This is a genomic window from Cytophaga aurantiaca DSM 3654, assembly GCF_000379725.1.
GTDB lineage: Bacteria > Bacteroidota > Bacteroidia > Cytophagales > Cytophagaceae > Cytophaga > Cytophaga aurantiaca.
The window spans coordinates 96,235-109,231 of sequence record NZ_KB903666.1; the positions used below are offsets into that span (position 1 = coordinate 96,235).

A 12,997-nucleotide genomic window follows, 5' to 3' on the forward strand; every position below is an offset into this window, starting at 1 on the left:
GTTATGAAAATAGTCTATTTTTTTATTGAAAATGTTATAAAAATAGCTTAAAAATTACATTGTCAATAAATAGACTTACTTCTTGGTTCATTTTCAAATGGTTTGCGAAATGCTCTAACTAGATTTTTAGTAAATATTAAAGCAATCGAAAAAATAAACACCCATTTTATAAATATATTGAGTCATAATAATGGATGTCATTAAACGGTCGTATTATTAATTATTTCTTAAAAGGGAAGTAGACACTTACTCAAACAGATACCCGCTATATGCCAGTCCCTTTGCTACGCTGATAAAGTTATCATCTGATTTGATCGCAATGTGCGGAAATTTAGTTTTGAAAAGCTCCTGAATGGCATATACCAATGAGGTTCCTCCGGTTAAAAATAGGGTGTCAATCGTATTCACTTCGATCGTATTCTTTTCTAAAAACAGATCCAGATACTTTTTTATTTTAGTAATATCCCGTTCTATGATTTTATTGTATTCTTCTAATTCTATTGTTTCTTCTATATCAATACTCAGATTATGATATGCAAACGTTGAACGTTTTTGGTTAGACAATTCAACTTTTGTTTTTTCTATCGATTGAAATACAGAATAACCCAGATTATTTTCTGTTAGGGTAATGAGGTTTTTTATTTTCTCATTCTGTTTGGTGTAGCTGTAATATTGACGTAGGTCATTTTGTACTTTCGATCCATTAAAGAAGTTCATTTTTTCCCAGGAACAGATGTTGCTGAAAAAACTTGGTGGTACATCAACCTGCTTGCCAGGCATGGATTCATATGTTACACCTCTTCCGAAATAAGGCGTTCCTTTATCCCACATAAATGCAGAATCAAAACTATCGCCTCCGATATAAATACCTCCGGTGGCTTTGATATCATTGCGACGATCTTTCTCAAATGTGCGTGAAGGATCAAGTGTAATGTAAGTGAAGTCGGTTGTGCCGCCGCCCAGATCGGCCACAAGAACATTTTCTTTTTTTGAAATATTCTTTTCGTATGCAAAGGCTGCACCAATCGGTTCAAATTGAAAACGTATGTTTGTTAAGCCGGCTTGCTGCGCTGCACTTAAAAGGCGTTTCTGCGCAAGGTCGTCGTTGATGCTGCTGTCGTCATCAAAGTATACAGGTCTTCCAATCACGGCTTTGTTGCAATCGTAGCCAATGATGGCATCTGCTTTTTGTTTTAATTCCTTTAAGATTAAAGTAATTAAACCTGAGGCGTTAAAGGATTTAGTATGAATGCGGGTCTCCACAAAACTGCTTCTTGGCAATACACGTTTTATGGATTTCATAAACCGACCTTTCATGCCATCTTTGATATAACGATGAATAGCGTTGTCTCCTACAGAGTATTCAAGAGGTTTTGCAGGATCAAACGTATCTGGAAAATAAAGAATGGAAGGAATCGTAATTGTTTCAATGATCTCTTTTTTTTCTTCGTCGTATATGGATAATACTGAATTCGTAGTTCCAAAATCTATTCCGTAAAGATGCTTATTCATGACGTATTGTAGTGACAGCATTGAGGCTCAATGGCCCCGAATCATTTTTTTGTATCAACAAAGATACAGATAACATATTATATTATAATGAACCTATCAAAATCCATTTTATTAAACAATTGTTGTTAACTTCTGGTACGCTGGGCTTTTAGCAGGTACAATTATATGTATCGTGCATGCTATTTGGTTTTATTTTGTTATTTTAGTTTAAAGCAAACAAGGCTTTCAATTCAGTATGAAAATTAAGTTGATTATTTTTTCAGGATGTTTTTTATTGTTCATGAATATCCGATGTAATGCCCAAGGTGTTACGTTAGATGCAAATAAAAAAATTGAAGCTTCCGTACTTGGCGGATGGTTTTTTACCGGAAATAATTCCTATCCTAAAATTAAAAATGCTCCGCTTTATAGTTTGTCTGCAGCATATTGTAAAAATCCTCAGCTTATGTATGAGTTAAACATCAATTCCTGTTTTTCAAAGATGCTGTATAATTCGTCTCAAGGAAATGGCGATACTTCCGTACGCTATACACAGACATACATCATGCTGGGAATTGTGCGGATGTTTAAAACAGAAATACCGAATTTTATGCCGTATATGTCCGCAAATATTGGTGTTTCTTCGATGTCTGTACATGCACCTGGTGCTGTATCACAGATGAAGTTGGCTGCAGGCGTCCTGGGAGGGATTAAAGTAGCTCTTAACAAGCGTTTGGGATTAAAATTTCAGGTTCGGGTTCAGGCGCCGTTAAATGGATTGGGTCTATCCGTTGGAATTAGTACAGGCGGTCCGGGAGTTGGTATTGGTAGTTATTCCAGTGCAGTACAATTTGATGTTTCCACAGGCTTATTTTTTCGTTTATAAAAAAGTTTAATTCATATCTTTACGAATATGTTTGCAGAAGTTCATAAGCCTGAAAAATTATCCGGAGAAGAATTGGATCATTATCTAAGTGAAGGATGGTTTAGAAATGGGCAACGTATTTTTACTACAAATTTTTTAAATTTTAACAATCAGTTATATAGCGCTATCTGGTTGCGCATTCAGTTGAAAAACAGCAATGAAGATTCTGCGTTTAAAAAGCTCTCTAAGCTCAATAATCGATTCACTATTACCATTCAGCCTGCAAGTATTACTTCTGAAAAGGAAGCTCTTTTTCAGGAATACCGGTCGGGTATGTCCTTTGTTGCTTCACAAACCTTACACACCTTACTGTTTGGCGATTCGGCCTTCGATATCTTTAATACCTATGAAGTATTGCTGCATGATCAGAATGTATTGATTGGTGCTGGTTATTTTGATATCGGAAATAACTCTGCAGCCGGGATTATTTCATTTTATGATCTTGCCTATAAAAAACACAGCTTAGGAAAATATTTAATTTTATTGAAAGTAAATTATTGTAAAGAATTAGAACTTGATTTTTTTTATCCGGGTTATTTTGCACCCAATTATGCAGCCTTCGATTATAAATTGTCGATCGGGAAGAAGAACCTATCTTTTCTGCAATTAAGCTCCCAAAGCTGGTTGCCGATTGATCTTTTTGATTCAGCGAATGATCCATATCAACTTATGATCGGTAAATTGAAAGAAGCACAGAAGCTTTTGATGTTATCCGGAGTCTCTTGCAAATTATATAATTACACATTTTTTGAAGCGAACATTATACCGAATCTGATAGGGTTGAATTTGTTTGATTTTCCGGTTTTTGTAACCTGTTTTGATGAAGTAGAAGATGTTGTAAATCCGATGATTGTGTACGATATACCCAATCAGTGTTTTCATTTAGTGGTTTGCAAAAGTGTATGGAAAGCAGATCAATCCTTGGAAGAAGAAGGATTTTATTCGACACATTTATTGAAAATGAAAAAGCATATTTGTTCCGTTGAAAATGCAGAAGAAATAGTGAAAATAATTTCAAATGTTACCACTGCAAATTCCAATTTGAATACGTGATAGGTATTTGAATTAGATTCAGTATTTTTGATGGATCTTATATCTACATGCACAGCACTCAACAATTGCAATCCGGTGAATTAGCCGGAGCGAAGCACATAAAAATCTCTGAGAACTTAACAGATATTCCTCAAGCGCTTTATCAATATGCCGATACGCTTGAAGTACTGGATTTGTCTGGTAATGAATTAACTGCACTGCCCAACGATTTTGCTCGCTTTAAAAACTTACGCACCTTATTTTTGTCGAATAATAAATTTGAAGTTTTTCCGGAAGTATTAAGTCATCTGACACATCTTGATATTGTTGGGTTTAAAGCAAATCAGATAAAAGAAATTCCGGAACATGCACTTCCGGTTTCATTGCGCTGGCTGATCCTGACAGATAATAAGATTACCGCACTTCCACATTCTATTGGCTTGTGCATCAACTTACAGAAAGTAATGCTGGCCGGAAATCAATTGGATAAGTTGCCGGATGAAATGGCTTCATGTACACGCATCGAGCTGCTACGGATTTCTGCGAACAAACTTCAATCTATACCAGCCTGGCTATTTTCGTTGCCTAAATTAGCATGGCTGGCCTTTGCAGGAAATCCCTGTTCATTCAGAACGGCAGAGTCTGCTATCGAGGTAGATGTACTCTCCTGGAATTTGATTGAGATACAGCAGCAACTCGGCGAAGGTGCCTCAGGTAATATTTATAAAGCTGTACGCAAAGATTCTGCTTCGGATATTGCAGTTAAAATTTTTAAAGGTGCCGTTACTAGCGATGGGTTACCTGTTGATGAAATGAGGGCCTGTATACAGGCAGGTATCCATGAGAATATGGTATCTGTAAAAGCTGTAATCACCGATCATCCGGATCATAAAGAAGGTCTGGTAATGGATCTGATTTCTTCTGATTATAACAATTTAGGTTTTCCTCCAAGCCATGTGACCTGTACACGCGATGTATTTTCAACGGATCAGGTGTTTACTCTGGCAGAAGTTATTCGTATTTCTCGCGGTATTGCTTCGGTTGCTGTTCAGCTGCATGAAAAAGGTATTATGCATGGAGATCTATATGCCCATAATATTTTGGTGAATAAAAACGGACATCCGCTGTTTGGAGATTTTGGCGCGGCTACGATTTTCTCACCCAATGATCCGGCCTTGGCAAAACGTTTGGAACAGATAGAAGTAAGGGCTTATGGCTGTTTGGTAGAGGATTTGCTGAATCTCCTTGCAATGGATCAGCTAGCTGAGGCAGCATACATAACTGAGATCAAAAATCAGTGTATGAATGAGGATATTGAATCTCGACCAACGTTTAAAAGCATTTTGGAAAGATTACAAATATAATTCAATAAATAGAAGGATTATTATTTGTTTAATTATATACAAACAATTAATTTAGAATGTATTGCTAGGTATATAGCAAAAAAGTATAAAATAAACGAAACATGAAAAAAGTAATCTTTTCAGTAATATTTTTGGCAAGTCAAGCTTCATTTGCGCAGGAGTCAAGTGAGTTATATCTTCATCAAAATCTAGGAGAGAACATCAATTCCAAAGCTACAGAATTAACACCCCGTATTTCTGCCGATGGTAAAATGATGTTTTATGTAAGAGACGGCCATCCGGATAATAAAAATCCTCAGGATATCTGGCACTCAGAAAAAGATAGTCTTGGCAACTGGAGCCCTGCAGTACGTGCGGATGATAAGATCAATCAATTACCTGCAAACTGTGTATGGTCTGTAAACGCCGATGGTAAATCTCTTATGATCCGTGGTGCTTACGATAAAGGAAAATACATCGGTAAAGGTTTTTCGCTGACACGTATGACAAAAGATGGCTGGACAGATCCTCAGATGCTTGTAATTAAAGATTTGGCTAAGGTTAACTTAGGGGTGAATGACGGTGCGTATTTATCTATTGATGGTAACGCAATCATTTTTACTATGTGTGATAAAAAGAAATGTACGCTATACGATCTGTTTGTGAGTACAAAACTTCCGGATGGTACATTCACAAAACCTGTAAAATTAAGTACAACTGTTAACACAACGGATTTCAATGAGTTTGCACCTTTCCTGGCTGCAGATAACAAAACATTGTACTTCTCAAGCGATCGTCCGGGTGGTGCAGGTTTAACGGATGTATACAAGACAGAGCGTTTAACAGATACTTCATGGTTGGCTTGGAGCGCTCCTTTAAACTTAGGACCTCATGTAAATACTGCCTCTAAAGATGCCTATTATGTTACCGATGCAAAAGGTGAATATGCATATATGGTTTCTGATTTGAATTCATACGGTAGTGCAGATATTATTTCATTCAAATTGAAAGAAGAAAATAAACCAAAGCCGGTTGCTTTGTACGATGGTAAAATCTACAATGCTAAAACAAAAGAATTGATCCTGGATGCTACCATTGAATATAAAATCTATCCGGATAATTCTGAAGAAGGTGTGGCACATACAGATCACGAAACAGGTCAATACAAGATCATCTTGCCATTTGGTCACAGTTATTCAATTGACGTTTTTGCTCCGGGTTTTGTATTGGATTACGATACAATCTCTGTATCGAATAAAAATGAATACATTGAAATTACGCGTGATTATTACCTTACACCAATTGAAGTAGGACAAAGCATTAAATTAAATCACATTTACTTTGAAACGAGTAAATACGACTTGTTATCTGAATCGTATTATGAATTGGATAAGGTTGTAAAATTACTGCATGAAAATCCAACGATGCAAATTGAAATTGACGGACATACGGACAATCAAGGGAATGCGGATAAAAATCTTATTCTTTCCCAAAACCGTGCAAAAGCCGTTATGGATTATATTGTTTCAAAGGGGATTGCTGCTGATAGAATTACATATAAAGGCTTTGGCATGACCAAACATATAGTTGATAACGATACGCCTGAACACCGTAAGTTGAACAGAAGAGTTGAATTTACAATTATCAAGATGTAAGTTTAATTTAATATGATATTCAACGGGTTTCATCTGTACAGATGAAACCCGTTTTTTTTTGCTTTTATACTTCGTTATATCGGATAAAAAATTCTTATCTTTGTATTGCAAGCTTGTATACATTGTCAATGGCCGACATATACGCATGGATTTAACAAAAAATCGTTTATCTGTACTGTCAAAAGTCACATAACATTTTTTCCAAAAATAATTGTGCGTGCGCCGACAGTGAATTCACAAGCTTGCTTTTTTTTATATCTCTCGCTTATTTTTTTCGTATAGATAATTCATTATGATCATAACACAGATAGAACTTTATAAGTCGCCGATTAAACTTAAAGAACCGTTCAAAATTTCTTTAGGTGTATTGACACATGCGAATAATGTGATCGTCCGTATTCATACAGATAGCGGATTAGTTGGTAGTGGCGAATGCAGTCCGTTTATGACCATTCATGGAGAAAGCATGGATACCGCGTTTATAGTCGGGCAGTATTTAGCGAAGCAGCTGATTGGTACATTGTGCCTCGATATAGAAGCGAATGTTGCTTCGATGGATAAAGTAATTTACGGCAATGCCTGTATTAAAAGTGCATTCAATATTGCTTTATATGATCTGGCATCTCAGCATGCAAAACTTCCGCTGTATGCTTTTTTAGGTGGCACAAATGATAAGATCATTCAGACAGATTATACCATTAGTATTGATGAGCCTTCAAAGATGGCGAGCGATGCAGTGAAAATTAAAAAGAATGGTTTCGAAATTATTAAAGTTAAACTGGGAGGCACCAAGGAACAGGATGTAGAACGCATTCGGATGATTCGTGAAGCTGTAGGTTATGATATTCAGATCCGTGTCGATGCAAATCAGGCCTGGAAGACAGCTGCTGCTTTGGATACCTTAAAGGCGCTTGCACCATATAAGATACAGCATTGCGAAGAACCGATCAACAGAGCACTTGTTGAATTTTTACCGGAGATAAAAGCAAAAAGTCCAATCCCGATCATGGCTGATGAATCCTGCTGCAATCATTTAGATGCACAGCGATTGATCCAGTTAAAAGCTTGCGATTCGTTTAATATTAAGCTGAGTAAATCGGCAGGAATTACAAATGCATTGAAAATTATAGCGCTTGCAGAACAGGTTGAAATGCCGGTTCAGATAGGAGGTTTTTTAGAATCACGCCTCGGCTTTACCGCTGCGGCACATCTAGCATTGGTAAGTAATTCAGTTTGTTATTATGATTTTGATACGCCACTTATGTTTGATGAAGATCCGGTGCTTAACGGGATCGTGTATCAGTCAAGGGGAGTAGTTTCACTTAAAGATCACATCGGATTGGGTGCATCCTTCGATCCTGCTTATTTAGATTCATTAAAGGTGCTTCTGATAAATTAATATTTACCTTTGATCATTCTTGTCAGAGCATTTAGTGTGTACTGTGACGAAGGACGAATTATCTGCTTAAACTATTAAATTCTAACTATTCAATTATGTCTAAAACAAAAATTACAATTAATAATAATGGCTCAGTTAAGCTGGATGGCGAGTTTGAAATTGTAGATATGGCAGGCAATGCATACGATTTGCAAGGCCGAACGGTTGTTTCTTTATGTCGTTGTGGTTTGTCAGCAAATAAACCTTTTTGCGATGGGTCACACAGAGAAAATTTCACACATGAAGCAATAGCATTTGCTTTACCCCCTAAGAAAATATAATATCTCAGAAGTATTATAAAAAAAAGATCCCGCTTAAACGGGATCTTTTTTTATCTATTCAATATATATATGTGATTATTGAACTACTAATTTTTTAGAAAGGATTTGTGTTACTGTCTGAATACTTACAATGTATAATCCTGAAGCCAGGTCGCTCACCTGCATCTCTTGCGCATATAAACTGTTGTCGTAGTAGCGTACTCTATTTCCGGTTACATCCGTAACAGTTACTGTAACCACTTCATTTTCGGCAAATGAAGAAGCAATCGTGAAGCTGCCGTCTTTACTTGGATTAGGGAATACGATCCAGTCTGATTGACTATCAAATTCAACAGCAGCTATAGATGAATACGAGAAAGATCCATCTAAATCAACTTGTTTTAATCTGTAGTATGAAGTACCAGGATATGGACTATAATCGTATTGGTCATATGTAAGCAATGAACTGCTGTTTCTGTTTCCTCTTACAGTAGTGACTGTTTCAAAATGCACACCATCTGTTGAACGTTCGATTACATAATAATCATTGTTTTTTTCTTCAATTGTTTGCCATGCAATTTTTACGCTGCCGTTATCTTTAGTAGCAGTGAATGAAAGTAATTTAATAGGTAAAGGTGCACATGGGTTCGTACAACCGGAATAGCCTAAGTAGGTTGATGGTCCTAGCATTAACTTGCTTTGGTCAAACTGAACACTTGTGCTTCCAAATACAGCACCTGTTGTAAAGGTACTTCCAATTAAATCAAAAGTAGTAGCGTTGATTTTAGTAACTTGCCAGTATCCATTTAAGTTTGTCACGCCGGTAGCTCCAATGATATTGATGTATTGTAAGTTACTCAAGCCTGAACCACAAGAGAAGTTGCCTGTAATACGGTAGGCATTACTACCATTATTTGAAACGGATGTTAATGTTGTTATACATCCACCACCATTCATTGGAGCAGCACCACAAAAATTCAAATTCATATTACTTAAAAACGGATTGTTGATTGCACTACTACTTGCAGTAGTCGAACCCATAATGGAAGCACAACCTGATACTAAATTTATTGGTGTACCATTCCATGTAGTAATGTTGGTAGCAATGTTTAATAAACTATGGTTGTCCATGTTTATAGTACCGTTGTTTTTATATAAGCTATTCACATTAACAGTGCTATTTGCATTGATATTTAATGTGCCTCCATCAAGTCTCAATTCATTTGCAAAATTCATCGTACCATTATTATTGGATGTGCCACCCGCTAAATAGTATTGACCGGAGAAGTTCATCGTACCATTATTGGTAATAGAAGGTTTATTTGCCGTTCCTCCTGTAGTGAAGTTCATTGTAGAGCCGGCAGCATTGTTGATTAATGTACCTGCATCTGCAATCATGCTTGGAGTCCAGTTAAATGTACCACCACCGGAATTGTTTAATATAGTACCTGCTTTAATCGTAGGAGAAGCAGATACGGTTAATGTACCTCCAATATTATTAATGGTGATTGGCTGATTGAATTGTGTCATTGACAATGCAGGTACCGTACCATAGTTATTAAACGTTTTGGTATTCGTATTGTCCATATTATTGAAACTCACATTTGCTGTTGTAGAGTAATTATTAATAATGGCTCCATTACGCAAATCCATCGTATAATTAGCGGTTCCATAATAATTTAATGTTGCTTTGTCATTGATTTGTCTGGTGCCACTAATTGTACCACAAACATTCAAGGTTGCAGAGGTAGTGGGCAAAATGTCTCTTGTTAACGTACCGCCGGAGGAAACATTGATCGTACCTGTGGACATAGTAACTGCACTATTTAAATTACCACCTGATTGAACAAGAACGGTACCTCCGTTAATAGTTATTGTACCTGAACTATAATTGGAACTGATACATAGTACATCAGAAGCGTTAACAGTATAATTTGTACCGGAAACAGCAGTTTGTGTACATGCGGGAGCGGGGCATTGGGCATTCGACTTCCTATTTATATAAATAGTGAAAATGAACAGTAAAGTGATTGTAATGAACTTTTTCATCGTTGTAGTACAATAAAACTTTAAGGGATTTTATTTAGTTTTATTTATCTTATGTTAACGTGAAATTAATTAAATAGGTTGTTTATTAGATAAAATTGTATTATCGTAAGTGAAAAATACCGTTTATTGTACTGAAAAATCAATATCTAGATTCGTGGATAGTGTTTTTTGAATAATTTACTGTGAATGTGGATAATGTATTTTAAAACAGGCAGAATTGAACCTCTAAAAATTGCTGAAAAGAGGAAGCTATATGAATGAAAAATTGTTGCGATTCAGATGAAATCTTCTGAAAAATGAAAGCGGTCAGGACTACATTTTCCTGACCGCTTTTGCTTTTTCGTTTTGGATAAGTGTGCTATGTTTTAAACACGGCTTATCAAATTTCCTCATACAAACTATAAAGTGTATTTTAGTACTGCTTAATATGATTTTCATGAAACGTAAGTCTAAGATATTATTTATACATAAGGTTTCTTCAACAGAACATTATTTGCTGCTTGGGAAAAGAGTATCAAACAACGAGGCCTTCTGGTGGATTCCGGGCGGTTCGGTTGAACCAGGCGAAACCGATTTTGAAGCAGGATTGCGTGAGCTTGGGGAAGAACTTTTTTTAACAGCGGATTATTTGCAGATCCTGAATAGGTACACGCATGCGGATATACTTCCCGATACACTCGAGTATGTAACACCTCAGGCACAAAACATTATTTTTTTAGTACCGATCATTCAAACAGATACGATTCCTTTGCCGGCAATTAAAGATGAATTTGAAGAGCTGGCATGGCAGAGGTTAAATGCCTTGCCTCAAAATATGTCGAGAGAATTTTCATACATACAGTCTCAATTAGAATCAACGATTCGATTGATATAATTTTTATGTATAAATTCCGTTTAAAGAATGAATGATAAGCATTGCAGCATAGATTTGAATATATGATTGAGATTCGGAAAGTAGGGCTTTTATGTATGACAATGCTGTTCGTTTGTTTGTCGGCATTTTCACAAATAGATACCGTCCGAATTCGGGTAATTGGACTTACCTGTTCAAGCTGCTCCAAGTCTGTAGAAGAAAAACTTATTAAAGTTTCTTTTGTGAAATCTGTGAATATGAATCTGAATCGGAATGAAGCTACAATACTGGTTGATTTTTCAAAAAAAGTAAATTGGAATGTATTAGCTAGAGCTGTGTATGATGCCGGTTTTTCAGTAGGTTCATTTTTTGTTCCTTCGTGTAAAAGTGCTGCATATAAAATGAATCAGCTTACCTGCGACGATAATTATTTCTTCGTTGGTGATGCAGCCATGGCTGCGCTCGATAAACCATATTATACCTTAGTCGGAAAATATTTTATGGATAAAAAATCGTACAGAGAATGGCAGCAGAAATTTTTGCTGCAAGGTTATACAGATCCGGCAGCGGTTGCATATTACTATTATTACTGATGCTTAAAAATCACCTGCTGATAGCTGTATTTTTTTTAATGAGCACCTGTTTCTCATTCAGTCAGGAATTATTCCCTCATGCTGAACCCGCATCAAATGTACCTAAGGGAATTGTTGGTGTTCGGATGTTCTATGAACGTTATAAAGAACAATCTTCCAATAGAATTAAAGAAGACTATCATGCACGCATTATGTATGGGATCACTTCTAAGTGGACGATCATGTCAACAGTCAGTGTTTCAAACCATCATTACAAAGCCTTTCCAACGGATGTGCTGCCATATTTTTTTAATCACCATTTGAAAACGTATCCACCGGCAGGTTTCGCTTTTGAAGGAATAAATCTGTATTCTAAATACCGTTTTTTTACACGAGATAGATATCACCAGCATCTACGGATGGCTGTGTTTGCTGAAGGCTGTAAATCTTTTGTGGCACACGATGATGCAGAACCAACATTAATGACAGACAATTCAGGGTATGGAGGAGGGCTTATTACAACGTATTTGTATGAGAAGTTTGCAGTCTCATTAACCGCAGGATTTATTAAACCACTTGTATACAAACAGGACGACATAGATATAAAATTTCAATCCGGAAATGCGTCGTACCTTGAACTTTCAACCGGATACAGACTTTGGCCGATCCATTATAATTCGTATTCAGATCTGAATGTCAATATTTATTCTGAATTCAAATTTAAACAATATGGCGCGGCGTATGTAGAGCAATATGGTGCTGAAATTGATTTTGCTCAGTATGCAGCAAGCAATCCCTACACAGCGAAGGCTTTGGCTGCGGGATCATATATAGATGGACATTTTGCTCTTCAGTTCATAAGCAACTCTAATAGCCGTCTGGATATCGGAGTAACGCTTGCACTGAAAAACCGTTCGTATACGTATTGGTCGCCTATGTATACTCTGCAGTACCAAACCTATATTTATACGGGGAAAAAAAAGAAATTGAAACAACCGCCTACTTCTTTGTAGGAAAGAGTACTTACGCCATCAAGTCCTCTTCTTTTTTAAGCTGAAGATCTAAATAAAATGTTCCGAAAGGCAATAGCGAAGCGGCAAAGGCCCATGCTGCCCGCAATGGAGTCCACTTCAGAGAATAGAGTCCTAAACCAATGCAGGTTATAAATAGAAGAAATAATACTCCGTGCGCCATTCCCAGATATTTAATTCCAAGATGTACATCCATAGAAGTTGTTCTCTTAAGGACGGCTAGTATTAATAAAATCAAATAAGAAATACCTTCTGCAACAGCTACATATCGGATGAATTTTGAAAGGCTTTTTAAGGATTTAGGAGTTGTTTCTTGCATCGGAGATTAGAATTAAAGATTACCATGTA

General features: G+C 36.4%; 12 protein-coding genes. 9 read left to right on the forward strand and 3 right to left on the reverse strand.

Annotated elements, in window-relative coordinates; translation table 11 throughout:
• Window positions 1-246: 246 nt before the first annotated feature.
• On the reverse strand, window positions 247-1,512 hold the full coding sequence (locus tag A3EE_RS0119405; RefSeq protein WP_018345113.1) for an Hsp70 family protein: 1,266 nt from the start codon (window positions 1,510-1,512) through the stop codon (window positions 247-249).
• A 280-nt stretch (window positions 1,513-1,792) separates the two neighbouring features.
• On the opposite strand from A3EE_RS0119405, the gene A3EE_RS0119410 reads away from it, so the two are divergent.
• The 6 genes from A3EE_RS0119410 to A3EE_RS0119435 all read left to right on the forward strand — a co-directional run bounded on the left by A3EE_RS0119410 (window position 1,793) and on the right by A3EE_RS0119435 (window position 8,165).
• Window positions 1,793-2,377: a hypothetical protein gene (locus tag A3EE_RS0119410; RefSeq protein ID WP_157447122.1), complete on the forward strand. Its 585-nt coding sequence runs from the start codon at window positions 1,793-1,795 to the stop codon at window positions 2,375-2,377.
• Between the two features lie 27 nt (window positions 2,378-2,404).
• Complete coding sequence (locus A3EE_RS0119415; protein ID WP_018345115.1) at window positions 2,405-3,469, forward strand: hypothetical protein; 1,065 nt, start codon at window positions 2,405-2,407, stop codon at window positions 3,467-3,469.
• 47 nt (window positions 3,470-3,516) lie between these two features.
• A complete protein-coding gene (locus tag A3EE_RS0119420) occupies window positions 3,517-4,812 on the forward strand; it encodes a leucine-rich repeat-containing protein kinase family protein (protein WP_018345116.1) in 1,296 nt (431 codons plus the stop codon).
• Between the two features lie 101 nt (window positions 4,813-4,913).
• Window positions 4,914-6,446, forward strand: coding sequence for an OmpA family protein (locus A3EE_RS0119425; protein WP_018345117.1), 1,533 nt, complete (start codon window positions 4,914-4,916; stop codon window positions 6,444-6,446).
• 292 nt (window positions 6,447-6,738) lie between these two features.
• Window positions 6,739-7,845 (forward strand): dipeptide epimerase, encoded by a 1,107-nt coding sequence (locus tag A3EE_RS0119430; protein WP_018345118.1) that lies wholly within the window; start codon window positions 6,739-6,741, stop codon window positions 7,843-7,845.
• Between the two features lie 95 nt (window positions 7,846-7,940).
• The gene (locus A3EE_RS0119435; protein ID WP_018345119.1) at window positions 7,941-8,165 is read left to right on the forward strand and encodes a CDGSH iron-sulfur domain-containing protein; all 225 of its coding nucleotides are present in this window, start codon (window positions 7,941-7,943) and stop codon (window positions 8,163-8,165) included.
• A gap of 75 nt (window positions 8,166-8,240) precedes the next feature.
• Here A3EE_RS0119435 and A3EE_RS21560 read toward each other — a convergent pair whose 3' ends face one another.
• The gene (locus A3EE_RS21560) at window positions 8,241-10,193 is read right to left on the reverse strand and encodes a T9SS type A sorting domain-containing protein (RefSeq protein ID WP_018345120.1); all 1,953 of its coding nucleotides are present in this window, start codon (window positions 10,191-10,193) and stop codon (window positions 8,241-8,243) included.
• A 436-nt stretch (window positions 10,194-10,629) separates the two neighbouring features.
• Here A3EE_RS21560 and A3EE_RS0119445 point away from each other — a divergent pair, with 436 nt between their 5' ends.
• From A3EE_RS0119445 to A3EE_RS0119455, 3 genes are all read left to right on the forward strand, one after another.
• Complete coding sequence (locus tag A3EE_RS0119445) at window positions 10,630-11,067, forward strand: NUDIX hydrolase (RefSeq protein WP_245553875.1); 438 nt, start codon at window positions 10,630-10,632, stop codon at window positions 11,065-11,067.
• A 62-nt stretch (window positions 11,068-11,129) separates the two neighbouring features.
• Entirely contained in the window at window positions 11,130-11,639 is a 510-nt protein-coding gene (locus A3EE_RS0119450; RefSeq protein ID WP_157447123.1) for a heavy-metal-associated domain-containing protein, read from the forward strand.
• Window positions 11,570-12,631, forward strand: coding sequence for a hypothetical protein (locus tag A3EE_RS0119455; protein ID WP_245553876.1), 1,062 nt, complete (start codon window positions 11,570-11,572; stop codon window positions 12,629-12,631). The genes A3EE_RS0119450 and A3EE_RS0119455 overlap by 70 nt, the downstream gene beginning before the upstream one ends.
• Window positions 12,632-12,641: 10 nt before the next feature.
• Here A3EE_RS0119455 and A3EE_RS0119460 read toward each other — a convergent pair whose 3' ends face one another.
• A complete protein-coding gene (locus A3EE_RS0119460; protein WP_018345124.1) occupies window positions 12,642-12,968 on the reverse strand; it encodes a DUF3817 domain-containing protein in 327 nt (108 codons plus the stop codon).
• Window positions 12,969-12,997: the final 29 nt, after the last annotated feature.

What these genes read in the sequence shown, in the direction of transcription:
- A3EE_RS0119405 (WP_018345113.1), bottom strand. Translation starts at nt 1,512, where the DNA reads ATGAATAAGCATCTTTACGGAATAGATTTTGGAACTACGAATTCAGTA.
- A3EE_RS0119410 (WP_157447122.1), top strand. Translation starts at nt 1,793, where the DNA reads ATGAATATCCGATGTAATGCCCAAGGTGTTACGTTAGATGCAAATAAA.
- A3EE_RS0119415 (WP_018345115.1), top strand. Translation starts at nt 2,405, where the DNA reads ATGTTTGCAGAAGTTCATAAGCCTGAAAAATTATCCGGAGAAGAATTG.
- A3EE_RS0119420 (WP_018345116.1), top strand. Translation starts at nt 3,517, where the DNA reads ATGCACAGCACTCAACAATTGCAATCCGGTGAATTAGCCGGAGCGAAG.
- A3EE_RS0119425 (WP_018345117.1), top strand. Translation starts at nt 4,914, where the DNA reads ATGAAAAAAGTAATCTTTTCAGTAATATTTTTGGCAAGTCAAGCTTCA.
- A3EE_RS0119430 (WP_018345118.1), top strand. Translation starts at nt 6,739, where the DNA reads ATGATCATAACACAGATAGAACTTTATAAGTCGCCGATTAAACTTAAA.
- A3EE_RS0119435 (WP_018345119.1), top strand. Translation starts at nt 7,941, where the DNA reads ATGTCTAAAACAAAAATTACAATTAATAATAATGGCTCAGTTAAGCTG.
- A3EE_RS21560 (WP_018345120.1), bottom strand. Translation starts at nt 10,193, where the DNA reads ATGAAAAAGTTCATTACAATCACTTTACTGTTCATTTTCACTATTTAT.
- A3EE_RS0119445 (WP_245553875.1), top strand. Translation starts at nt 10,630, where the DNA reads ATGAAACGTAAGTCTAAGATATTATTTATACATAAGGTTTCTTCAACA.
- A3EE_RS0119450 (WP_157447123.1), top strand. Translation starts at nt 11,130, where the DNA reads ATGATTGAGATTCGGAAAGTAGGGCTTTTATGTATGACAATGCTGTTC.
- A3EE_RS0119455 (WP_245553876.1), top strand. Translation starts at nt 11,570, where the DNA reads ATGGCAGCAGAAATTTTTGCTGCAAGGTTATACAGATCCGGCAGCGGT.
- A3EE_RS0119460 (WP_018345124.1), bottom strand. Translation starts at nt 12,968, where the DNA reads ATGCAAGAAACAACTCCTAAATCCTTAAAAAGCCTTTCAAAATTCATC.